Here is a 22,035-nt window from a genome sequence, read left to right as displayed (position 1 = left end):
ATCCGCAAACAACTTTTCAACAACTCCCCGTGGAGGGATCAGGGTTGTAGCGTTTGGTCGTGACCCAGGAGAACGTGGCAGTGAATGGCAGCGGACGGCTCACGCCCCAGCAGATCGCCGACACCCTGCGCGAACGCATCCGGACCGGCGTCCTCCGCGCCGGCGAGCGGCTGCCCACCCAGGCCGAGCTGGCCGAGGAGTTCGGCGTGGAGCGGGGCGCCGTACGCCAGGCCCTGCGCGCGCTCCAGGTGGACGGTCTGCTCAGCAACGTCAGCAAGGGCAGCCCGCCCCGGGTCGCCGAACCGGGCCCCTCGCGCGAGGAGCCGCAGCCGACCATGGTGGCCCTCGCGCCCCGGCTCACCGCCGCCTTCGCCGCGCCGCACGTGCGCATCGACGCCGTCTGCCTGACCGCGCAGAGCCTGATCCCCGCCCTCGGCGAGCCACTGCGCCTGATCCACGACGGCCGGCTGCGGCCGGAGCGGGTCGACGTGCGCATCCTGCTGCCGTCCCGGGACATCAACCTCGCCTTCCCGGTCTCGGTCGACGCCGGCCGCGACGACGACGCCGTCCACCAGCGGTGGCTGGCGATGCGCAACGCCCAGGGGCAGGTGCTCCAGTACAACCTCCAGGCCCTGCGCGGCACCCACGACATCGACGTCCACGTCGCCTTCCGGGCGCTGCCGTTCACCCCGCCGGCGAAGTTGTACCTGCTCAACGGCGCGGAGGCGCTGTACGCGTACTACATGGTCACGCGCCGCGAGGAGCCCACCGAGAGCGGAACGCTGGAGATGTACGACACCCTCGGCTCCGAATCCCTGCTCTTCTCCTTCGAGAAGCGGACCGGGCGCCGCGACGCCGCGTTCGTGGAACAGTCCCAGAAGTGGTTCGACGCCCTCTGGGAAACCATCACCACGGACCTGACACTCTCCTAGTGACCACAGAGACAACGACTGACACGACGACCGGTACAGCGGCCGGTACGGCCACGCAGCTACGAGAACTGCTGCGCCGCGCCCGGGTGGTTCTCTGGGACTTCGACGGCCCGATCTGCCGCCTGTTCGCCGGGCACAAGGCGGAACGGGTGGCGGCCGAACTGGTGGAGTGGCTGGCCGGGCGCGGGCTGCACGGCCTGCTCGACGACACCGAGCGCGAGGCGATGGACCCGCACGTGGTGCTGCGCGCCGTGGACCGCCGGCACCCCGGCAGCGACCTCGTCGCCGAACTGGAGGAACGTCTCACCAAGGAGGAACTGCGGGCCGCCGCCTCCGCGCTGCCCACCGCCTACGCCGACCCGCTGATCCGCACCTGGACCGCGGTCGGCTCCCGCCTGGCCATCACCACGAACAACTCCCCGCGGGTGGTCCGCGCCTACCTCGACACCCGCGGCCTCACCGCCTGCTTCGCCCCCCACATCTACGGCCGCACCACCGACCTGCACCTCCTCAAGCCCGACCCGCACTGTCTCAACCGGGCCCTGAGCGCGATGGGCGCCGCCCCCTCGGCCGCCCTGATGATCGGTGACTCTCCCTCCGACCTGACCGCCGCACGCGACGCCGGCGTGCCGTTCCTCGGGTACGCGCGTAACGAACGGAAGGGGAAGCTTTTGCGGGAGGCCGGAGCCGAGTGCGTCGTCGGGTCGCTGGAGCCCCTGCTGCTGGCGCTGCGCCGCCGGTGACCGCGGGCCGCGCCGGGTCCGGGAGCCCGGCCGCGCGCCGGCGCCGTGCCCACCTCCGGATCCAGGCGGTGAGGGGCGTCAGCAGGCCGACGCCCCAGAAGGCCAGTTGAATCAGGTCGTCTATCCGCACGTCCATCCCGAGCACATGGACCGTCAAGGCTTCCACCCCCCGCACGCCGCCGCTGATCAGTCAACCGCTCAGGTCCTGCCTGTTGACTGGTGAAGTTGACTGCTTGTTGCTGCATTCCCTGTCAACTAGATCCAGTAACCGGCAAGTTGACTTGACTGGTTGACTGGTCGCGCGGTGTTTGCCGCAGACCCGCCGGAGGTACGTACCGTCTGTGACGGGCAGGAAGGACGACGAGGCCGGCGGCAAGGCGTTCCGCCGGGTCTCCGAGGAGCTACGGGTGCGGATCGCCGACGGCGGTTATCCGCTGGGCACCGAGCTGCCCTCGCAGAACGCGCTCGCGAAGGAGTTCAGGGTCTCGCGGTTCACCGTGCAGCGGGTGCTGACGGAGCTGGGCAACGAGGGCTGGATCGAGTCGCAGCAGGGCAAGCGCTCACGGGTCGTCAGGAACCAGCGCATCCACTCGGCCGCGCCCCGGGCCAGCAGGTCCCGGCACCCGATGACCCTGGGCCCGCTGATCGCCGAGGCGTTCGAGCGCAACGAGGTGACGCTGGACATCTACACCCTGACCTCCGAGAGCCTGGACACCCACATCCACGCGCAGGCCGAGCGCATCCGGGCCCGCATCATCGCGCCCGAGCGCATCGCCCTGCGCATGGTGCTCCCGTCCCCGTCCATCATCGAGCTGCTGCCCTACCCGCGGGGCAAGGACCCCAAGGACGACGCCCGGCTGCTGGACCGGCTGCGCGGCATCACCGAACGGCACACCGCCTCGCTGCACAAGGTCCTCGGCGAACTGCGCACCGAGAAGCTGGTGCGGTCGGTGGAGTACGAGTTCCGGCACGTCTCCCTGGCGCCGTCGTTCAAGCTGTACGTCATCAACGGCGAGGAGGTGCTGCACGGCACCTACACGCCGGTGGAACGCCCGGTGATGCTCGAAACGGGTGAGGAGATCGACGCCGTCGACGTCCTGGGCCTCGGCGCCACGCTCACCCATCATGTCCGCGACGGCCGCCCCGACTCCCCGGGCTCGACCTTCGTGGACAAGATGACGGGCTGGTTCGAGGGCGTCTGGACGTTGCTCACCGATGAGGCCCGTGCCCATGCGATAGCATCCGCGGACGCAGACTGAGCGACCGCTCGGATCTCTGCGTGAGGGACGGCGAACGAGCCGGCCTCGGCCGACCCCGCACAGGTGAGTGGCAGACCACCGTTGGCCTACTCCGCTGGGCGTCCGGTCGTGCCGGCTGTCACGCGGACTTACCGTTTCCCCAGCCTTCCCCTTTTCGTGTTCTCGCGCGATCGACCCCCGGAGCGGCCAGTGGGCGCACCTTCCGTCCCCCTCGACACGACCGGGGGCCGCGCCGACGGAGCCCGGATCCACGCCGTCCTCCAGACGTTCCTGGAGTATGCCGCCGCCGAGGGGGCGGCCAGCGGCGGGTTCCACAACCAGAACTACGTGGTGCCGCTGTCCGAGCCGGTGGCCCGGCTGCTCGACCGGGAACCGGGCGTCCCCGTGACCGTGCGGGTGCGGCGGACGGGCGCGCTGCCGGTGGTGATCCGCACCTGGCAGAACGAGTCGGCGATCCTGCGGGCCGTCAACGGCGTGCTGCCCAACGTGCCCGAGTGCCTCGCCGAGGGCGACGGCTTCGCCATCCACAGCTATGTGGACGGTGTACCGCTGTCCAGCGTGTGCGGCGACGGCAAGCCGGTCGACGGTCTGCTGATAAGAGCGCTGGCGGGACTGCTCGCCGAGACCGCCCAGGTGCGCAGCAGCGCCACGCTACCGCCCCTGCCGTCGCTGTGGCCGCGCAACTACACCGACAGCCAGGGTTTCCTGCAGACCCTCGCCCGCATGGCCGACCTGCAGATCCGGCAGCCCAACTGGACGGCGTTCGGCGGCCTGTTCGCCGCCCTGGGCATCCCGGAGGACGCGCTGGTCCGGCTGGCCGAACGCGTCCCGGCCATGGCACGCCGGCCGTACAGCCTGCTCCACGCCGATCTGCACCGCGACAACGTGATCATGTCCTACGGCGGCGATCCGCCTCTGATCTGCGTCGACTGGGAGCTGGCGAGCTACGGCGACCCGCTGCACGACCTCGCCACCCACCTGGTCCGGATGCGCTATCCGGACCACCAGGAGAAGGAGGTCGTCGACGCCTGGGCGTGCGCCGTGCAGGCGGTGCGCCCCGCCGCCGTCAACGGGGTGGCCAAGGACCTGCCCCACTACCTCGCCTTCGAGCGGGCCCAGTCGGTGTACCCCGATGTGATGAGAGCGGCGAAGTCCCTGCAGGACTCCTTCGACCAGAAGAGCCTGGACGAGGCGACGGCCCGCGTGCACCGCGCCCTGGAGCTGGCCGCCGAGCCGCTGCGTCTGGGGCAGGTGCCGGGGGAGCGGGAGATCGAGGGGATCCTCTACCGCTGGCGGGCATCGGCGAGCGACGCGGTGTGGCGCGGCGGCGCGGGCCGCGGCGGCCGGGTCACCCGCGCCATCGACTGGAAGCCGGACGGGCGCGTGTCGGAGCACCCCGACTTCCCCGGCTCGGCCGTCGGGAACGCCCTGCTCCTGGAGGGCGCGGCCCCGGCCGAACGGGTGTTCAAGGGCACGGTGCACCTCAACACGGTGGTGTGGGTCCCCGGCACCGCCTTCCCCGTGATCGTGCGGCGCAAGGTGGCGGACGCCCGTCGGCTCGAACGCAGTTTCCTCAGCGAGCACGCGGTACTGCGGGCGATCGAACAGTCCCGGGCGGCGGTGGCCGCGCCCAGGATCCTGGCACTGGGGGAGAGCCACTCCGGCAACCGGACGTACTCCGGAGACCGCTTCGCGATCCACACCTACGAGGGTCCGCGCGACCCCGGCCGCAAGCCCGCCCACCCGGTCCACGGGCTGCTTCCGCAGGAGGCGGACGGACTCGTGGACCAGCTGGCCGCGCTCACCGAGGTCGACCACGCCCAGCTCGACCCGGTCGCCGTCCGCCTGGACTTCTACGACTGGCTCAGCGACCAGCTCGTCCTGCTCGTCGCCGGTCTGCCCCAGGAGTCACAGCAGCTGGCCCGCTTCCTCGGGCTGCCCGGCGCGCCCCGGCTGCGCGAGATCCTGGGCCGGCACCGGCTCACCCGCCGCACCCCGGCCCTGCTGCACGGCGACCTCAACCCCTGGAACCTGGTGCGCCGGGACGACGGCCTGGCGCTGACCCTGATCGACTGGGAGATGGCGCTGGTCGGGGACCCGCTCTACGACCTGGTCCGGCACATGCACCTCACCCCCACCCGGCCGGAGATCCGGGACCGCATGTTCCGCCGCTGGGAGCGCAGCCTGCCGCGGGAGTGCACCCGGAACTGGCGTCAGGACTGGCGGGTGTACCGGTGGATCGAGACCGTCCGTTCGGCGTACGTCGATCTCGACCGGCTGGTCACCGGAGCGAGCCGGGAGGCGCCCAACGTCCGCCGGGCGCTGGACTCGTACGCGATGACCCTGGCGGCGGCCACCGCGTCGCTGGGCCTGACCATCCCGCCCCGGTCGAATCCCTACCTGACCCGCGCGCTGGGCCTGCGAACCGGTCCGGACGGCCCTGCGTAGGCTCCTGCCATGGGTGAGATGGGCCTGCGCGAGCGCAAGAAGCAGCGGATGTACCAGGACGTGTCGGACATCGCCGTACGGCTGTTCCTGGAGCGGGGCTTCGACGCGGTGTCCGTGGCGGAGGTCGCCGCCGCGGCCGGGATCTCCAAGCCGACCCTCTTCCGGTACTTCCCGGCCAAGGAGGACCTGGTCCTTCACCGCATCGCGGACCACGAGACGGAGGCCGCGCGGGTGGCCGCCGGGGCGGCCGACCCGGTGGACGCGCTGGGCCGGCACTTCCTCGCCGGCCTGGAGCGGCGCGACCCGGTCACCGGCCTGAACGACCACCCCGACGTGCTCGCCTTCCACCGTCTGCTCTACGGCACTCCGTCCCTGGTGGCGCGGGCGTACGCCCACCAGGAGCGGTCGGAGGCGGCGCTCGCCGAGGCGCTCGGGGGTGATCTGGAGGCACGGCTGGCCGCCGGGCAGATCATCGCCGTCCAGCGCGTCCTCGCCCTGGAGAACTGGCGGCGGATCGCGGCGGGGGAGCCGGTGGCGGAGGTGGCGCCGGACGCGGTGGCGGCGGCGGAGCGGGCGTTCCGGCGGCTGGCGGAGGGCTTGCCGGAGCTTCGGCGCATGCCGTGATACTCGGTTAAAAACTTAACTCAGTTACATTTCTGCCGTACGCTGGCGCCATGCCGTCACCCGACTCCGCCCTCAAGGACACCCTGCACACCGAGCGCGCCTACCACGACACCTGCCGCACGGCCCTCGCCGCGATGGTCGAGGGCGCCGCCGAACAGGTCGTCACCGGCGAGGACGTCTCCGCCTCCGGAGCCGACGCGGAAGTCCTCGGCCACCGGCTGCGCAGCCAGGCCAAGGCCATGCGCGAACTCCCGCCGGGCCCGCTGTTCTTCGGCCGGCTCGACTTCGCCGACGGCGACCCCGCACACGGCGGGCAGAGCTACCACGTCGGCCGGGTCCGCATCACCGAGGACCCGGCCGCACCGCCGCTCGTGGTCGACTGGCGGGCTCCCGTCTCCCGCGCGTTCTACCAGGCGAGCGCCCGCGACCCGCAGGGCGTGGCGGTCCGGCGCCGGTTCGGCTGGGCGCCCGGCAGCCGCGGCGACTCCGCCGACCTCACCGGCCTGGAGGACGAGCACCTGGGCCGGGGCGAGTCCCGGGCCAGCGACATCGTGGCCCGCGAGATCGAGCGGCCCCGCGTCGGCCCCATGCGGGACATCGCCGCGACCATCCAGCCCGAACAGGACGACCTCGTCCGCGCCCCCCTCACCGACTCCGTGTGCGTACAGGGCGCCCCCGGCACCGGCAAGACCGCCGTCGGCCTGCACCGCGCCGCCTACCTGCTCTACACCCACCCCAAGCGGCTCCAGCGCTCCGGCCTGCTGATCCTCGGCCCCAACCGCACCTTCCTCAGCTACATCGCCGAGGTGCTGCCCGCCCTCGGCGAGACAGGCGTCCGCCAGTCCACGCTGCTGGACGAGATCGCCCGCCACCCGGTCACCGGCACCGATCCCCTGAAGACCGCGGCGCTCAAGCACGACCCGCGCATGGCCGAGGTGCTGCGCCGGGCGCTGTACGCGCGGGTGAGCACCGCGGGCGTCGGCGACCTCACCGTGCCCGACGGGTCGTACCGCTGGCGGGTGCCCGCCGGCGAACTCGCCGACCTCGTGGCCGAGGTGCGCGCCGAGGAACCGCCGTACGCCGTCGGACGGGAACGGGTGCGCACCCGGGTGGTACGGCGGCTGCGCGACCGGGCCGAACGGCGCTCCGGAGTGCTGCCCGCCTCCTGGGTGCGCCGCGTCGAGCGCTGCCGGCCGCTGACCGAGCAGCTCGACGCCGTGTGGCCGAAGGTCCGCCCCGAACAGCTCCTCACCGAACTCCTCACCGACGGGGAGGCATTGGGGCGCGCGGCCGAGGGCCTGCTGGACCCGGACGAGCAGGCGGCACTGCTCTGGCCCCGCCCGCCGCGCTCGTACAAGTCGGCCCGCTGGTCGGCCGCCGACCTGGTGCTGCTGGACGAACTCGCCGGGCTCGTCGAACACCCCGAGGGCTACGGCCACCTCGTCGTGGACGAGGCGCAGGACCTGTCGCCGATGGAGTGCCGGGCCATCGCCCGCCGGGCCGCGTTCGGCTCGCTGACCGTCCTCGGCGACCTCGCCCAGGGCACCACCCCGTGGGCCGCCCGCGACTGGTCCGTCCCACTGCGCCACCTGGGCCGGCCGGACGCGGCCGTGGTGCCGCTGACCACCGGGTTCCGCGTGCCGGCGGCCGTCCTGGCGCTCGCCAACCGGCTGCTCGCCCGCCTCGACGTCGCCGTACCCGCCGCCACCTCGCTGCGCACGGACGGCGAGCTGACCCTGCGGCCCACCGAGGACCCGCTCGGCACCACCGTCACCGCCGTCCGCGACGCCCTCGCCCGGGAGGGCTCGGTCGGCGTGGTCACGGCCGACGCGGACACCGACCGGGTGCGCGCGGCGCTCGGCCGGGCCGGTCTCGACCCGGCCGGCCCCGGCACGCTGGGCGCCCGGCTGACCGTCGTCCCCGCGAGCATGGTCAAGGGCCTGGAGTACGACCACGTCATCGCCGTGGAACCGGCGGCCGTGGCCGAGGCGGAGGAGCGCGGCGCCCACCGGCTGTACGTGGTGCTGACCCGGGCGGTGTCCCGGCTGGACGTCGTACACAGCCGGCCGCTGCCGTTCTGACGGCCGACGGGGGGTTGCCGTTGGGTGAAAGGCGGAGCTTGGGGCCGTGGAGGAAAGCGGAGGATTGACCGGACCGGGGGCTGCTCGCATGCTCGGGGAGGGCTGCCCGCCGGCTCACGACCTGCCCGGCCGGAGCCACCGTTTCCGCCGGGTTCCCGCACCGAGTGCCGTGTTGTGCCGACGGCGCCGTAAGCGATGGAGGAGCATCGTGCCCCCTTCCCCCGACACACCGTCCGCCACGGCTCGGGCCGTCGCGCTCCTGCGCGGCCTCGGTGCCCCCGGCCTCGCCCACCCGGGCGGCACCCTCCTCGCCCACCTCGGGCGCGTCGAACGGCAACTCGCCGACTGGGGCGCCCGCCCGGCCCTCCGGCTCGCGGGCCTGTGCCACGCCTGCTACGGCACCGACGGCTTCGCCACGGGTCTGCTCCCGCTGGACCGCCGGGCCGACCTCGCCGCGGTGATCGGAACGGAGGCCGAGACGATCGTCTACCTGTACGCCTCCTGCGACCGGAGCGCCACCTACCGGACACTCGCCGAGCCCGACGGCGCCTTCCACGACCGGTTCACCGGCCGCGCCCACGTCCCGGAGCGCGGCCCGCGCCGCGACATCGCCGAACTGACGGCCGCCAACGAACTGGACCTGGCCCGTGAGGACCCGTCCTTCCGCGCGCGGTGGGGCCCGGACCTGCTCGCCCTCTTCACCCGCCTGCGCCCCCTGCTGAGCCGGCCGGCGTGGGAGGCCTGCGAGTCCGTGCTGGCCCGTTAGCGGACCGAGCGGCCGGGCCCCGGCACGCCTCACGCGCCCACGTACTCCGCCAAGTGCTCGCCGGTGACGGTGGAACGGACCGCGACCAGATCCGCGGGGGTGCCCTCGAAGACGACGCGCCCACCGTCGTGACCGGCGCCGGGGCCGAGGTCGATGATCCAGTCGGCGTGCGCCATCACCGCCTGGTGGTGCTCGATGACGATCACCGACTTGCCGGCGTCCACCAGCCGGTCGAGCAGGCCCAGCAGCTGCTCCACGTCGGCGAGATGGAGACCGGTGGTCGGCTCGTCCAGGACGTAGACCCCGCCCTTCTCCGCCATGTGCGTGGCCAGCTTCAGCCGCTGCCGCTCGCCGCCGGAGAGGGTGGTGAGCGGCTGGCCGAGGGTGAGGTAGCCGAGGCCCACGTCGGCCATGTTCCGCAGGATGCGGTGGGCGGCCGGGGTGCGGGCCTCACCGTCGGCGAAGAACGCCTCGGCCTCGGTCACCGGCATCGCCAGCACCTCGCTGATGTCCCGCCCGCCCAGGCGGTACTCCAGCACCGACGCGTCGAACCGCTTGCCCTCGCACTCCTCGCAGGTGGTGGCCACCCCGGCCATCATCGCCAGGTCGGTGTAGATGACACCGGCGCCGTTGCAGGAGGGGCAGGCGCCCTCGGAGTTCGCGCTGAACAGCGCCGGCTTCACCCCGTTGGCCTTGGCGAACGCCTTGCGGATGGGCTCCAGCAGACCGGTGTACGTCGCCGGGTTGCTGCGCCGCGACCCACGGATCGGCGCCTGGTCCACCGACACCACACCCTCGCGGGCCGGGATGGACCCGTGCACCAGTGAACTCTTGCCGGAGCCGGCGACCCCGGTGACGACGACGAGCACGCCGAGCGGGATGTCGACGTCCACGTTCCGGAGGTTGTGGGTCGTGGCGCCGCGGATCTCCAGGGCCCCGGCCGGCGTGCGCACCGTCTTCTTCAGTGCCGCCCGGTCGTCCAGATGCCGCCCGGTGAGCGTGCCGCTCGCCCGCAGCCCGGCGACGGTGCCCTCGAAGCAGACGGTGCCGCCCGCCGTACCGGCGCCGGGGCCGAGGTCCACCACGTGGTCGGCGATCGCGACGACCTCCGGCTTGTGCTCCACCACCAGCACCGTGTTGCCCTTGTCCCGCAGCCGCAGCAGCAGGTCGTTCATCCGCCGGATGTCATGCGGGTGCAGGCCGGCGGTCGGCTCGTCGAAGACGTACGTGACATCGGTCAGCGAGGAGCCGAGATGGCGGATCATCTTCGTCCGCTGGGCCTCGCCGCCCGAGAGCGTGCCCGCGGGCCGGTCCAGGGAGAGATAGCCGAGGCCGATCTCCACGAACGAGTCCAGCGTCTCGCCCAGCGCGGTGAGCAGCGGCGCGACCGACGGCTCGGCCAGGCCGCGCACCCACCCGGCCAGGTCGCTGATCTGCATCGCGCAGGCGTCGGCGATGCTGATCCCCTTGATCTTCGAGGACCGGGCCGCCTCGCTGAGCCGGGTGCCGTCGCAGTCGGGGCAGGTCGTGAAGGTGACCGCCCGGTCCACGAACTCCCGGATGTGCGGCTGCATCGCCTCCCGGTCCTTGGCGAGCATCGACTTCTGGATGCGCGGCACGAGACCCTCGTAGGTCATGTTGATGCCCGCGATCTTCATCCGGGTCGGCTCGCGGTACAGGAAGTCCTCCAGCTGCCGCTGGGTGAACGTCCGGATCGGCTTGTCGGGGTCGAAGAGGCCCGACTCGGTGTAGAGGCGGTGGTTCCAGCCGCCGGGCTTGTAGCCGGGGACGGTGAGCGCGCCCTCGCTGAGCGACTTGTCCTCGTCGTAGAGCTGGGACAGGTCGATGTCCGTGACCGTGCCACGGCCCTCGCAGCGCGGGCACATGCCGCCGGTGATGCTGAACGCGCGGCGCTCCTTCACCGTCTTACCGCCGCGCTCCACGGTGACCGCGCCCGCGCCGCTGATCGAGGCGACGTTGAAGGAGAACGCCTTGGGCGAGCCGATGTGCGGGGTGCCGAGCCGGCTGAACAGGATCCGCAGCATCGCGTGGGCGTCGGTCGCGGTGCCGACCGTGGAGCGCGGGTCGGCGCCCATCCGCTGCTGGTCGACGATGATCGCGGTGGTCAGCCCGTCGAGCACGTCGACGTCGGGCCGCGCCAGCGTGGGCATGAAGCCCTGGACGAACGCGCTGTACGTCTCGTTGATCATCCGCTGTGACTCGGCGGCGATGGTGTCGAACACCAGCGAGCTCTTGCCCGAGCCGGAGACCCCGGTGAACACCGTGAGCCGGCGCTTGGGGATCTCGACGCTGACGTCCTTGAGGTTGTTCTCGCGTGCCCCGTGCACACGGATCAGGTCATGACTGTCGGCGGCATGCCGTGCGATGGCGTCGTCCATGCCGGCCACCGTAGCGGCGGCCCGGCGGCCGGCGCTTCTCCGTTCCTGATCCCTTCCCGGTGACACGACACACTCTTGCAAGCGGGTGCTTGCAATTGTTAGCGACGGTGGGGCAAGGTGGAGGCATGGCATCGCTGAACGTCGGCAACCTCGGTGAGTACCTGCGCGAACAGCGGCGGAACGCCCAGCTGTCGCTGCGGCAGCTCGCCGACGCCGCCGGGGTGTCCAATCCGTACCTGAGCCAGATCGAGCGCGGGCTGCGCAAGCCCAGCGCGGAGGTGCTCCAGCAGGTCGCCAAGGCCCTGCGCATCTCCGCCGAGACGCTGTACGTCCGCGCCGGCATCCTCGACGCCGAACGGGACCGGGACGAGGTCGAGACGCGCGCCGTCATCCTCGCCGACCCCACGCTCACCGAGCGGCAGAAGCAGGTGCTGCTCCAGATCTACGAGTCCTTCCGCAAGGAGAACGGCTTCGGGATCGGCGAGCGCGCCGAGGAGGACGGGCCCGGGGACGGACCCGTGGACCAGGGGACCGGCGGCGGCAGCCGTACGGCCGGCGGAGGCGATGCCGCCGGAAGTGACACGGACGCCGGCCCGCGGCGGACGGCCGGCTGACGCCGGACCAGGGCACCGGACGCCCGCCGCGGACCACACCAACCCAGCCGAACGCGAATCCGATCCGGGAGGACCCTCACCATGGCCATCACCGACGACCTGCGCAAGACCCTCAGCGACCCGACCCCGCTCTACTTCGCCGCCGGCACCGCCGACCTGGCGCTTCAGCAGGCCAAGAAGGTGCCGGCCCTGGTCGAGCAGCTGCGCGCCGAGGCCCCGGCGCGCATCGAGGCCGTGCGCAACACCGACCCGAAGGCCGTGCAGGAGAAGGCCGCCGCCCGCGCCAAGGAGGCGCAGGAGACCCTTCAGGCCAAGGTCAACGAGTTCATCGGGACCATCGACGTCGACCTCAAGAAGCTCGGCGAGACCGCCCAGGACCTCGCCCTGCGCAGCGTCGGCGTCGCCGCCGAGTACGCCGTCAAGGCCCGCGAGACCTACGAGCGGGTCGCCGAGCACGGCGAGCAGGCCGTGAAGACCTGGCGCGGCGAGGCCGCCGAGGAGATCGAGGACCTGGCGATCGCGGTCGAGGGCAAGGCCGAGCCGGTCGAGGTCAAGGACGACCAGCCCAAGCCGGCCCAGGCGAAGGCCGAGCCGGCCGAGGACAAGAAGCCCGTGGCGAAGAAGGCCCCGGCGCCCCGCAAGACCACCACCACCACCACAACCGCCACGACGAAGAAGACCACCCCGCCGGCCAAGTGACCACGGCCGACGAGACGGGTCCGGGCCGGGCACCTTTGGGGTGTCCGGCCCGTTCTATGGGTACGGTGGCGGCGTAGCAGGATCGGGAATCAACGGGCGGTGGGCAGCATGCTGATGTTGGGCTTCGCGGGTTTCATGGGCATCTTGAAGATCGTTCTGATGGCCCTGTCCGCGTTCGGACTGTTCGACGCGGCGTTCCGGCGCGAGGACGCCTTCCGCGCGGCCGACAAGCAGAACAAGGTCTTCTGGCTGATCATCCTCGGCATCGCCCTCGTGGTCAGCTACCTGTTCTCGATCCTGTCCATCCTCCCCATCGCCGGCGCGGTGGCGAGCATCGTCTACATCGTCGACGTCCGCCCCGCCCTCCAGCAGGTGGGCGGCGGTCGCGGCTGGGGCCGCCGCCGCGGCGGAAGCAGCAGCGACGGCCCGTACGGCCCGTACAACGGGGGTCGCTGACAGAGCGCCCCCGCAGGGGCTCGGGTTCCGCTGACCGCCGCAACACCCGGCACACGGGAACGGCGAGACACGCTCTACGGCGAGTCTGTCGCTCACCGGCTCCGACCGTGGCTCACCGGCTCCGGTCCAGCAGAACCACCGCCACGTCGTCCGTGAGCTCGCCGCCGTTCAGCTCACGCACCTCGTGCACCGCGGCCCGCAGCAGCTCCTCGCCCCGCAGCCCCTCGGAGAGCTGCCGGCGGATCATCTCCAGCATGCCGTCCTGCCCGAGCCGCTCCCCGCCCTCACCGACCCGGCCCTCGATCAGCCCGTCGGTGTAGAGCATCAGGCTCCACTCGGCACCCAGCTCGACCTGCATCCGCGGCCAGCGGGCGCCGGGCAGCAGCCCCAGGGCGGGGCCGTTGTTCTCGTAGGGGAGCAGCCGCGCCGGCCGGCCGGGGCGGGCGATCAGCGGGGCCGGGTGGCCGGCCAGGCACAGGCCGGCCCGGCGGCCGTCGGGCGCGATGTCCACCGTGCACAGCGTCGCGAAGATCTCCTCGTCGGCGCGCTCGTGCTCCAGCACCTGCTGGAGCGTGTTCAGCAGCTCGTCCCCGCACAGCCCGGCCAGGGTCAGCGCCCGCCAGGCGATGCGCAGCTCCACGCCGAGCGCGGCCTCGTCCGGGCCGTGCCCGCAGACGTCACCGATCATGGCGTGCACGGTGCCGTCCGGGGTGCGGACGGCGTCGTAGAAGTCACCGCCGAGCAGCGCCCGGGACCGGCCGGGGCGGTAGCGCGCGGCGAACCGCAGCGAGGAGCCCTCCAGCAGCGGCGTGGGCAGCAGCCCGCGCTCCAGCCGGCGGTTCTCCTGGGCGCGCAGCTTGCCCTCGGCGAGCCTGCGCTCGGCCGTGTCGGACCGCTTCCGCTCCACCGCGTAGCGGATGGCGCGGCTGAGCAGCCGGCCGTCCAGCTCGTCCCGGAAGAGGTAGTCCTGGGCGCCCACGCGCACGGCCTCGGCGCCGCGCTCGGCGTCGCCGGAGGCGGTCAGTGCCAGCACGGCGTGCCGGGGCGCGAGCTGGAGGACGTGCCGGAGCACGGCCAGCTCGTCGCCGGTGTCGCTGCCGCAGGGCGCCGGGAGCGCCAGATCCAGCAGGATGCAGTGGACGTCGTCGGTGAGCAGCCGCTCGGCCTCGGTGAGGTTGCGGGCGGTGCGGACGCGGATCGGCTTGCCGGCCGAGTCCAGCAGGTCGGGCACGATCGGCGAGCCGGCCGGATCGTCCTCGATCAGCAGCAGGGTGAGAGTGGCGCCGGTGCCGTTCACGGCCGTGGCGTCGCGGTGGGCCTCTTCCTTGAGGGGGCCGCCGGCTGCGCGGGCGGCCTGCGCCTGACCACTCTCCACGGCCGGGATCGCTCTCTGCCGCGGTACGGGTACGGGCATTGTCCTGGGTTCCTTCCCTCCCCCCGAGGGCACGGCGGCGTCGAGGGGTCTCGACCCACCGACCGGGACCATAGCGGCTGGGACCGCCCCGATGGAATGGTGTGAGCCGCGTCGCTCCGGTGCCCGCCACTGTCATATGCCGCGTTCCGTACCGCAGTTGGACACGCCGACGGCCCCGACGGGATGACGAAGCTCACGTCCTGGGGGAGTTTGGCAGGGGATCGGGCGTGCGGTGGCTCACATGACGTACGTCACCGGGGACATGGCCCGCGCCGCACCGCGCGGGCGTCCGGTCACGCGTCCGGCCGTACGACCCCCAGGATCGGCATCGAGCCGGCGCCCGCGATCGTCACCGTCCGCCCGGGGCGCGGCGCGTGGATGATCGCGCCGTCGCCGATGTACATCCCGACATGGCTGGCGTCGTCGAAGTAGATGACGAGGTCGCCGGGGCGCATGTCCTTCACGTCGACGCGTTTCAGCTGCTTCCACTGCTCCTGCGAGGTGCGCGGCACGGGATGGCCGGCCGCCGCCCAGGCCTGGGAGGTCAGGCCCGAGCAGTCGAACGAGTCCGGCCCCTCGGCGCCCCACACATACGGCTTGCCGAGCTGCCGGGTGGCGTACTTCACGGCCTTCTCGCCCTGCGCGGAGGCCTTTCCGTGGACGTCCTTGAGGACGCCGGTGTCCAGCCAGGCGGTCTGCGCCTGGGCCGCGGCCTGCCGTTCCAGCTCGGCGAGCCGCTCCTTCTCCTTCTTCTCCAGCCGGGACTGAAGCTTCTCGGCCGCGTCGATCTGCTTCTCGATCTTCTTCTTGGCGGCGTCCTTGGCCTTGCGGTTCGCCTCCAGCTCCTTCCAGCGGGCGGAGGCGTCGTCGGCGTACTGCTGCAACTCCTGCTGCGTGCGGGCCTTGTCCGTCATCAGGTTCTTCGCCGCCCGCTGGCCCTGGAGCACCCGGCCGGCGCCGTCCAGGAACCGGCCCGGGTCGTCGCCGAGCAGGAAGCGGGCCGTGTCGGACAGGCCGCCGGTGCGGTACTGGTCGCGGGCGGCGGCGCCCGCCTGGTCCTTGAGCTTCTCCAGCTTCCGCCGGCCCTCGACGATCTTCTTCGCCAGCGCCACGATCTCGGCGGACTGCTTCTCCGCCTTCTCCTCGGCCGCGTTGTAGGCGTCGGTGGCCACGGCCGCGTCGTGGTAGAGCTTGTCGAGCTTCGCGCGGACCTCCTCAAGGTCCTTGCCGGGCGCGGGAGTCGCGGTCGGTGTGGGAGTCGCCGTCGGTGTGCGGCTGGGCCCGGGCGTCGCGAACGCCGTGCCGGGCGCCGACAGGACGGTCACCGCGCAGATGACGGTCAGGGCGGCCGTGAGCAGGCCGCGCTTGCCCGGTCCCATACCTCTTCCCCCAAACTGATTTACCGTCAGTAACTTACGGTCGTCTGAGGGATCGTGCCACGGCCGCGTGCAAAGCGACAGAGGTCGTCGGAAACCGGAATTCCCCCGCTCACCGCCGGATACGACGATCTCCTCGCCGGTGTGACGAACGACGCGCGGAGATCGTTCCGCCTCCGCTGCCCGGCCCCCCGAACGGGTGATGCCGAACCGGTGTCAGACCCGGGGAGCCAACGCCGCCCAGGCCACCGTCACTTCACCCTGCCGCCAGCGGGCCGGGGAGTCGGTGACGGGCCAGTCGGCGGTCAGGTCCCGCACCGCGCGCAGCCAGCGCTGCCGGGCGCCGTAGGAGGCGTAGGGCGCGGCGGCGGCCCAGGCGCGGTCGAAGTCGCGGAGGAAGGCGTGCACCGGCTCGCCCGGGACATTGCGGTGGATCAGCGCCTTCGGCAGGCGCTCGGCGAGGTCGGAGGGGCGGTCCAGGGAGCCCAGCCGGGTGGCGAAGGTGACCGTGCGCGGACCCTCGGGGCCGAGCGCCACCCACACGTGCCGCCGCCCGATCTCGTCGCACGTCCCCTCGACCAGCAGCCCGCCGCGCGAGCCGCCGGCCGCCGGGGCGAGCCGCGCGCGCAGCCGCTCCCACACCGCGGCGACCTCGTCCTCGTCGTACTGGCGCAGCACGTTGGCGGCCCGGATCAGCACCGGGCGCCCGGGGACCGGGATCTCGAAGCCGCCGTGCCGGAAGGCCAGCCCCTCCCGCTCGTACGGCCGGGCCGCCGCCACCCGGTCCGGCTCGATCTCGATACCGACCACGCGCGCGCGGGGCGCTGCCGTGCGGAGCCGGGTCAGCAGCTCCACGGCGGTCCAGGGGGCGGCGCCGTATCCCAGGTCGATCGCCACCGGGTCGCTCGCGCGGCGCAGCTCGGCGCCGTGCGTGGCCGCGATCCAGCGGTCCATGCGGCGGAGCCGGTTGGGGTTGGTCGTCCCGCGCGTCACCGTTCCAATGGGGCGGGCGGCGGTGCGGGCTGTCATGGGTACGAGGGTAAGCGGGCGGCGCCCCGCCGGGGCGCGGGGCCGTGTCGGTGTGCGGCTTTGCCGCGTGGGCGCGACCAGCCACGACGTACCCGCAGCCGGAGAGCGACCCGCACCGAACGGTTGATCGGCCAAGGGTAATGATTCGGCAAAGCCGCCTGATCGGGAAATGGCCGGACACCCGCCCACTGTTGGACCACCTTGGAGGGCGAGGTGGGCCCTCGTCAGGCATGCCCGCAACAAGGAGGAACGCCAGGTGAGCCAGTACGTCAGCAGGCTCGGGCGACGCTCCCCGTCGGCCGGCACGCGGCTCCGGCTGTACCGCAGGCCCCGCCGGGTCGCCATGCTCTCCGTGCACACCTCCCCGCTCCACCAGCCCGGCACCGGCGACGCGGGCGGCATGAACGTCTACATCGTGGAGCTGGCCCAGCGGCTGGCCGCGATCAACATCGAGGTCGAGATCTTCACCCGGGCCACGGCCGGCGGCCTGCCCCCCACCGTCGAGCTGGCCCCCGGCGTCCTCGTCCGGCACGTCGACGCGGGCCCCTACGAGGGCCTGGCCAAGGAGGATCTCCCGGCCCAGCTGTGCGCCTTCACGCACGGCGTGATGCAGGCCTGGGCCGGCCACCGCCCCGGCTACTACGACCTCGTCCACTCCCACTACTGGCTCTCCGGCCACGTCGGCTGGCTCGCCGCCCAGCGCTGGGGCGTGCCCCTGGTGCACGCCATGCACACCATGGCCAAGGTCAAGAACGCCAACCTGGCCGACGGCGACACCCCCGAGCCCGCCGCCCGGGTCATCGGCGAGACCCAGATCGTGGCCGCCGCCGACCGGCTGATCGCCAACACCGCCGAGGAGGCCGGCGAGCTGGTCCAGCACTACGCCGCCGACCCCGCGAAGGTCGCCGTCGTCCACCCCGGCGTGAACCTGGACCGCTTCCGCCCCTTCCCGAAGAACGGCTTCCCGAGCGACGGCTTCCCGAGCGACGGCTCCCTGAGCGACGGCTCGCCCGCCCCGGCCGACGACGCCCGCGCCGCCGCCCGCGCCCGCCTCGGTCTCCCGCGGGACGCCCTGATCCCCCTCTTCGCGGGCCGCATACAGCCCCTCAAGGCACCGGACATCCTGCTGCGCGCGGTCGCCGTCCTGCTGGACGAGCGCCCGGAGCTGCGCTCGCGCATCCTCGTCCCGGTCGTCGGCGGCCCCAGCGGCAGCGGGCTCGCCAAGCCGGAGGGGCTGCAGAAGCTCGCGGCCCGGCTCGGCATCGCGGACGTCGTACGGTTCCGCCCGCCGATCGGCCAGGAGCAGCTGGCGGACTGGTTCCGGGCCGCGTCCGTCCTGGTCATGCCCTCGTACAGCGAGTCCTTCGGTCTGGTCGCCATCGAGGCGCAGGCGTCCGGGACGCCGGTGCTCGCGGCCTCGGTCGGCGGTCTGCCGGTGGCCGTGCGGGACGGCGAGACCGGCTTCCTCGTCCGGGGCCACGATCCCGCCGACTACGCGCGCGTGCTGCGCCGGTTCGCCGACGAGCCGGCCCTCTCGGCGCGCATGGGCCGGGCCGCCGCCCGGCACGCCCAGTCCTTCGGCTGGGACGCCGCCGCCGCCGCCACCGCCGACGTCTACACGGCCGCGACCCAGTCCCACCGCCGTCGCGTACGCTCCCACCATGGGTGATGTCGAGAAGGCCGGACAGGTCCTGGAGAGCGTCTTCCGGGACGCGGAGCTGGAGTGGGAGAGCCCCGGGCCCGGGAACTACGTGGTCAAGCTCCCCGGTACGCGCAAGCTGTCCACCACGGTGTCCTTCCTCGTCGGCCGCCACTCCCTGTCCCTCAACGCCTTCGTCGTCCGCCACCCCGACGAGAACGAGGCGGGCGTCCACCGCTGGCTGCTGGAGCGCAACCTCAAGCTGTACGGCGTGAGTTACGCCGTGGACCACCTGGGCGACGTCTACGTCACCGCCCGGCTGCCCCTCGCCGCCGTCACCCCGGACGGGGTGGACCGGCTCCTCGGTCAGGTCCTGGAAGCGGCCGACGGCGCCTTCAACACCCTGCTGGAGCTGGGGTTCGCCTCCTCGATCCGCAAGGAGTACGCCTGGCGGGTGGCGCGCGGCGAGTCCACACGGAACCTGGAGGCGTTCATGCACCTGATCGACCGCCCGACGGACTGACGCTCGCTTTTCTTCGGTACGACCCCTTTCCCGCTCGCCGGGCGCAGTGGCATGCTCACCGCCAACGCATTCCTGAACGTCATTCATATAGATGAATACCGGGAAGATGTAAGGGGCGGGTGGACATGAGCAACACGCACCTCACCAGACGAACCCTGCTCGCCGGCGCCACCGCGGTGGCCCTGGGCGCCGCGACCGGCACCGCACGGGCGGCCGAACCACCCACCCTGTGGCGGGAGTTCACCCGCACCCCGCTCACCCACCCGCAGATCCCGTACATCGGCCGGGCGGGCTGCCGGGCCGGAGCGAGCCGCTTGCCCCGCCCCCGGGTCGTCGCCGACGTCACCGCGTACGGCGCCGTACCCGACGGCACCACGGACTGCGCCCCCGCGATCAACCGTGCCCTCGCCGCCGCCGGAAGGGCCGGCGGTGGCACGGTCACCATCCCGCCCGGCACCTACCGCATCGACGACGTCATCCGCCTCGGCGACTCGAACGTCGTCCTGCGCGGCGCCGGCAGCGGCCGTACGACCCTGTACGCGACGAAGAACCTCACCGAGCTGATCGGCGTCTACGGCTCCCGCTACGGCGGCGACAAATCCTCCTGGTCCTGGGCCGGCGGCCTCATCTGGCTGGCGCCGAGGGCCCGTTGGGAATCCCTGACCGCCGCCATCAGGGACCGGGCCTGGCCCTTCGAGGGCTGGACCGGCAACAGGCGGGACGAGTGGACGACCCTCACCACCGTCGCACCGGCCGAGCGGGGCTCGTGGACGGTCACGGTCGCCGACGCCTCCGCCCTCCACCCCGGCCGGCTCGTCCTCCTCCGCCTCGCCGACGACGCCACCCACACCCTCCTCCAGCACATGGCGGGCGACGGCCCCGGCCCGGCGTCGTACGTCTGGGACGACAAGACCAAACTGACGTCGTACGTCCCCTACGAATGGCCCGTCCGCGTCCACCGCGTCCACGGCCGGAGCGTCACCCTGGAACGCCCCCTCCCCCTCGACATCCGCCCCGAGTGGGACCCGCGCCTGACCACGCACGTGACGGAGCTGACCGGATCAGGCGTCGAAGGACTGACCCTCGAAGCGGTTCAGACCCCGCAGTCCCCCCACCTCCTCGACAAGGGCTACAACGGCGTCGTCCTCCAGTGCGCCTACGACTGCTGGGTGGACGACGTCACGGTCCGTCACGTCGACAACGGCTTCGGCCTCGTCGCCGCCTCCGCCTGCACCCTGCGCCGTACCCGGGTCGCCGGCCGCGGCTCGCACCACCCGTACTTCTGCCGCGAGGGCTCCCACGACAACCTGATCGAGGACTTCACCATCGAGGAGCGCACGGTCCCCGCGCCCGCGAACACGCAACTGCACGGCATCAACGTCGAAGGACTGTCCTCCCACAACGTCTGGTCGCGCGGCGACATGCGGATGGGCACCTTCGACAGCCACCGCGGCCTGCCCTTCGCCAACGTCCGCACCGACATCACCGTCGACAACAACGGCCGCCACGGCGGGGACGCCAGCGCCGGCCCGCTCTTCGGCGCCCGGTTCACCCACTGGAACATCCGGGTCACCAACGGCCGGGCCGGCCTGATGAAGATCGACGGCCTCGCCCCGTACTCGGCGACCGTCGGCATCAACGAGGTCCGCGAATTCGACCAGACCGACGTCCCCGACTTCACCGGCGACCTGCACTCCCGCCTGGAGCTGTACGGCACCACGGACGCCGTACGCCCGCGCAACCTGTACGACGCTCAGCGCGCCCTGCTCCGATAACGCCCCGGAGTCACCCCGACCAGCTTCTTGAAGTGCCGGGTGAGATGGGCCTGGTCGTAGAACCCGGCGACCGGGGCCACCTCGCCCGGAGGCAGCCCGTCCAGCAGCAGCCGCCGGGCCCGCCCGACCCGCCGCGACATCAGGTACTGGTGCGGGGCGATGCCGTACGCGCCGCTGAACGCCCGGATGAGATGCGCCGGATGGGCGTGCAGCAACCGGCCGGCCTCCTCCAGCGAGACACCGTCGACGACCCGCGAGTCCAGCAACTCCCGCAGCCTGCGGGCGAGTACCGGACTCTCATGCCGTCGCCCGGCCGCGCGCCGCCGCAGCCGGTGCCGCAGCTGCTCCGCGACGAGGGCCAGCCTGCTCTCCGCCTCCAGCTCGTCGCCGGGCCGCGCGAGGGCGGAGTGCAACTGCCCGACGCGCAGCCGGAGCACGGGATCCCGGAGGTCGGGGGAGTCCACGGCGGGCCCGATGAACTCCTCCCCGAGCCGGCTGCTGTCCAGATAGACGACCCGCTTGCGGAAACCGCCCGGCGTGGCAGGCGACCCGTTGTGCGGCACATGCGGCGGCAGCAGCGACACGGTGTCGAGCGGGGTGCCGTGCTCATGCCGGTCGAGGTCGTACCGTACGGCCCCGTCGTCCACGATGAGCAGCGTCCAGGCGTCGTGGACGTGCATCGGATAGGCGTACTCCGTGAAGTGGGCGTGGAAGACCTCGGTGACGCCCGGCACCCGGGGACGCCACGCGCTGACGAGTTCCTGCCCGGCGGCCATGCAAAAAACGTACAAGACGCGACCGGGCGCCGCCCGCGAGTCTCACCCCATGACCACTGAACCCATCCGTTTCGACACGAAGATCGCCGTGCTGCTGCGCGAGGACCTGGAGCCCTGGCAGCGCCTGAACGTGACCGCGTTCCTGGTCAGCGGCCTGGGCCCGACGCTTCCCGAGGTGGTCGGCGACCCGTACGAGGACGCGGACGGCGTGTCGTACCTGCCGATGTTCCGCCAGCCGGTGCTGGTCTTCGAGGGCACGAAGGAGACCCTGAAGGCGGCGCACGGCAGGGCGCTGAGCCGTGCCCTGCCGTGCGCGGTGTTCACAGCGGACCTGTTCACCACGGGCAACGACCGCGACAACCGCGCGGCGGTCCGCGCCGTCCCGACGGCCGAGCTGGACCTGGTGGGCGTGGCGGTCTACGGCCCGAGGAACGGAGTGGACAAGGTCCTGAAGGGCGCGCGCATGCACCCGTGATCCTCTG

19 protein-coding genes are annotated in these 22,035 nt (G+C 72.5%); 14 read left to right on the top strand and 5 right to left on the bottom strand.

Annotation, left to right across the window (positions count from 1 at the left end; translation table 11 throughout):
- Positions 1–53: 53 nt before the first annotated feature.
- The 7 genes from AB0L21_RS16445 (at position 54) to AB0L21_RS16415 (ending at position 8,853) form a co-directional block, all read left to right on the top strand.
- On the top strand, positions 54–932 hold the full coding sequence (locus AB0L21_RS16445; protein ID WP_365708681.1) for a GntR family transcriptional regulator: 879 nt from the start codon (positions 54–56) through the stop codon (positions 930–932).
- On the top strand, positions 932–1,675 hold the full coding sequence (locus AB0L21_RS16440; protein ID WP_365708679.1) for an HAD-IA family hydrolase: 744 nt from the start codon (positions 932–934) through the stop codon (positions 1,673–1,675). Before AB0L21_RS16445 ends, AB0L21_RS16440 begins: the two co-directional genes overlap by 1 nt.
- Before the next feature lie 341 nt (positions 1,676–2,016).
- Positions 2,017–2,934, top strand: a complete 918-nt coding sequence (locus tag AB0L21_RS16435; protein WP_365708677.1) for a winged helix-turn-helix domain-containing protein — start codon at positions 2,017–2,019, stop codon at positions 2,932–2,934.
- 189 nt (positions 2,935–3,123) lie between these two features.
- Positions 3,124–5,382, top strand: a complete 2,259-nt coding sequence (locus tag AB0L21_RS16430) for an aminoglycoside phosphotransferase family protein (RefSeq protein WP_365784604.1) — start codon at positions 3,124–3,126, stop codon at positions 5,380–5,382.
- Between the two features lie 9 nt (positions 5,383–5,391).
- The gene (locus tag AB0L21_RS16425) at positions 5,392–6,006 is read left to right on the top strand and encodes a TetR family transcriptional regulator (protein ID WP_365708673.1); all 615 of its coding nucleotides are present in this window, start codon (positions 5,392–5,394) and stop codon (positions 6,004–6,006) included.
- A 50-nt stretch (positions 6,007–6,056) separates the two neighbouring features.
- Positions 6,057–8,087, top strand: a complete 2,031-nt coding sequence (locus tag AB0L21_RS16420; RefSeq protein ID WP_365784602.1) for an AAA family ATPase — start codon at positions 6,057–6,059, stop codon at positions 8,085–8,087.
- A gap of 208 nt (positions 8,088–8,295) precedes the next feature.
- On the top strand, positions 8,296–8,853 hold the full coding sequence (locus AB0L21_RS16415) for a DUF6817 domain-containing protein (RefSeq protein ID WP_365784600.1): 558 nt from the start codon (positions 8,296–8,298) through the stop codon (positions 8,851–8,853).
- 29 nt (positions 8,854–8,882) lie between these two features.
- Here AB0L21_RS16415 and AB0L21_RS16410 read toward each other — a convergent pair whose 3' ends face one another.
- Positions 8,883–11,252, bottom strand: coding sequence for an excinuclease ABC subunit UvrA (locus AB0L21_RS16410; RefSeq protein ID WP_365784598.1), 2,370 nt, complete (start codon positions 11,250–11,252; stop codon positions 8,883–8,885).
- A gap of 125 nt (positions 11,253–11,377) precedes the next feature.
- Here AB0L21_RS16410 and AB0L21_RS16405 point away from each other — a divergent pair, with 125 nt between their 5' ends.
- From AB0L21_RS16405 to AB0L21_RS16395, 3 genes are all read left to right on the top strand, one after another.
- Positions 11,378–11,866 carry a helix-turn-helix transcriptional regulator gene (locus tag AB0L21_RS16405; protein WP_365784596.1) on the top strand — a complete coding sequence of 163 codons (489 nt, stop codon included), beginning with the start codon at positions 11,378–11,380 and terminating at the stop codon, positions 11,864–11,866.
- Between the two features lie 81 nt (positions 11,867–11,947).
- Positions 11,948–12,565, top strand: coding sequence for a hypothetical protein (locus AB0L21_RS16400; RefSeq protein WP_365784594.1), 618 nt, complete (start codon positions 11,948–11,950; stop codon positions 12,563–12,565).
- Between the two features lie 108 nt (positions 12,566–12,673).
- The gene (locus AB0L21_RS16395; protein WP_365708661.1) at positions 12,674–13,021 is read left to right on the top strand and encodes a DUF2516 family protein; all 348 of its coding nucleotides are present in this window, start codon (positions 12,674–12,676) and stop codon (positions 13,019–13,021) included.
- Positions 13,022–13,133: 112 nt separating this feature from the next.
- Here AB0L21_RS16395 and AB0L21_RS16390 read toward each other — a convergent pair whose 3' ends face one another.
- From AB0L21_RS16390 to AB0L21_RS16380, 3 genes are all read right to left on the bottom strand, one after another.
- Positions 13,134–14,435 (bottom strand): fused response regulator/phosphatase, encoded by a 1,302-nt coding sequence (locus AB0L21_RS16390; protein ID WP_365708659.1) that lies wholly within the window; start codon positions 14,433–14,435, stop codon positions 13,134–13,136.
- Positions 14,436–14,728: 293 nt separating this feature from the next.
- Entirely contained in the window at positions 14,729–15,814 is a 1,086-nt protein-coding gene (locus AB0L21_RS16385) for an NlpC/P60 family protein (RefSeq protein WP_365784592.1), read from the bottom strand.
- Between the two features lie 213 nt (positions 15,815–16,027).
- The gene (locus tag AB0L21_RS16380; RefSeq protein ID WP_365708655.1) at positions 16,028–16,840 is read right to left on the bottom strand and encodes a class I SAM-dependent methyltransferase; all 813 of its coding nucleotides are present in this window, start codon (positions 16,838–16,840) and stop codon (positions 16,028–16,030) included.
- Positions 16,841–17,096: 256 nt separating this feature from the next.
- On the opposite strand from AB0L21_RS16380, the gene AB0L21_RS16375 reads away from it, so the two are divergent.
- From AB0L21_RS16375 to AB0L21_RS16365, 3 genes are all read left to right on the top strand, one after another.
- Positions 17,097–18,509: a glycosyltransferase gene (locus tag AB0L21_RS16375; RefSeq protein ID WP_365784590.1), complete on the top strand. Its 1,413-nt coding sequence runs from the start codon at positions 17,097–17,099 to the stop codon at positions 18,507–18,509.
- Positions 18,502–19,002, top strand: coding sequence for a YbjN domain-containing protein (locus tag AB0L21_RS16370; RefSeq protein ID WP_365708651.1), 501 nt, complete (start codon positions 18,502–18,504; stop codon positions 19,000–19,002). Before AB0L21_RS16375 ends, AB0L21_RS16370 begins: the two co-directional genes overlap by 8 nt.
- 125 nt (positions 19,003–19,127) lie before the next feature.
- Positions 19,128–20,777, top strand: a complete 1,650-nt coding sequence (locus AB0L21_RS16365; RefSeq protein WP_365784588.1) for a glycosyl hydrolase family 28-related protein — start codon at positions 19,128–19,130, stop codon at positions 20,775–20,777.
- Here AB0L21_RS16365 and AB0L21_RS16360 read toward each other — a convergent pair.
- The gene (locus tag AB0L21_RS16360; protein WP_365708647.1) at positions 20,756–21,553 is read right to left on the bottom strand and encodes an AraC family transcriptional regulator; all 798 of its coding nucleotides are present in this window, start codon (positions 21,551–21,553) and stop codon (positions 20,756–20,758) included. The two genes, AB0L21_RS16365 and AB0L21_RS16360, sit on opposite strands and share 22 nt — an antisense overlap.
- On the opposite strand from AB0L21_RS16360, the gene AB0L21_RS16355 reads away from it, so the two are divergent.
- Positions 21,552–22,028: a DUF2000 domain-containing protein gene (locus tag AB0L21_RS16355; protein ID WP_365784586.1), complete on the top strand. Its 477-nt coding sequence runs from the start codon at positions 21,552–21,554 to the stop codon at positions 22,026–22,028. The two genes, AB0L21_RS16360 and AB0L21_RS16355, sit on opposite strands and share 2 nt — an antisense overlap.
- The last annotated feature ends 7 nt before the right edge of the window (positions 22,029–22,035 follow it).

Source organism: Streptomyces sp. NPDC052721 (assembly GCF_040678315.1).
Classification (GTDB): domain Bacteria; phylum Actinomycetota; class Actinomycetes; order Streptomycetales; family Streptomycetaceae; genus Streptomyces.
This window is presented reverse-complemented; position numbering and strand designations above follow the sequence as displayed.

Coding starts and splice junctions, on each gene's coding strand:
- AB0L21_RS16355 (WP_365784586.1), top strand. CDS start 21,552: ATGCAAAAAACGTACAAGACGCGACCGGGCGCCGCCCGCGAGTCTCAC.
- AB0L21_RS16385 (WP_365784592.1), bottom strand. CDS start 15,814: ATGGGACCGGGCAAGCGCGGCCTGCTCACGGCCGCCCTGACCGTCATC.
- AB0L21_RS16360 (WP_365708647.1), bottom strand. CDS start 21,553: ATGGCCGCCGGGCAGGAACTCGTCAGCGCGTGGCGTCCCCGGGTGCCG.
- AB0L21_RS16370 (WP_365708651.1), top strand. CDS start 18,502: ATGGGTGATGTCGAGAAGGCCGGACAGGTCCTGGAGAGCGTCTTCCGG.
- AB0L21_RS16410 (WP_365784598.1), bottom strand. CDS start 11,252: ATGGACGACGCCATCGCACGGCATGCCGCCGACAGTCATGACCTGATC.
- AB0L21_RS16380 (WP_365708655.1), bottom strand. CDS start 16,840: ATGACAGCCCGCACCGCCGCCCGCCCCATTGGAACGGTGACGCGCGGG.
- AB0L21_RS16405 (WP_365784596.1), top strand. CDS start 11,378: ATGGCATCGCTGAACGTCGGCAACCTCGGTGAGTACCTGCGCGAACAG.
- AB0L21_RS16390 (WP_365708659.1), bottom strand. CDS start 14,435: ATGCCCGTACCCGTACCGCGGCAGAGAGCGATCCCGGCCGTGGAGAGT.
- AB0L21_RS16365 (WP_365784588.1), top strand. CDS start 19,128: ATGAGCAACACGCACCTCACCAGACGAACCCTGCTCGCCGGCGCCACC.
- AB0L21_RS16420 (WP_365784602.1), top strand. CDS start 6,057: ATGCCGTCACCCGACTCCGCCCTCAAGGACACCCTGCACACCGAGCGC.
- AB0L21_RS16425 (WP_365708673.1), top strand. CDS start 5,392: ATGGGTGAGATGGGCCTGCGCGAGCGCAAGAAGCAGCGGATGTACCAG.
- AB0L21_RS16395 (WP_365708661.1), top strand. CDS start 12,674: ATGCTGATGTTGGGCTTCGCGGGTTTCATGGGCATCTTGAAGATCGTT.
- AB0L21_RS16400 (WP_365784594.1), top strand. CDS start 11,948: ATGGCCATCACCGACGACCTGCGCAAGACCCTCAGCGACCCGACCCCG.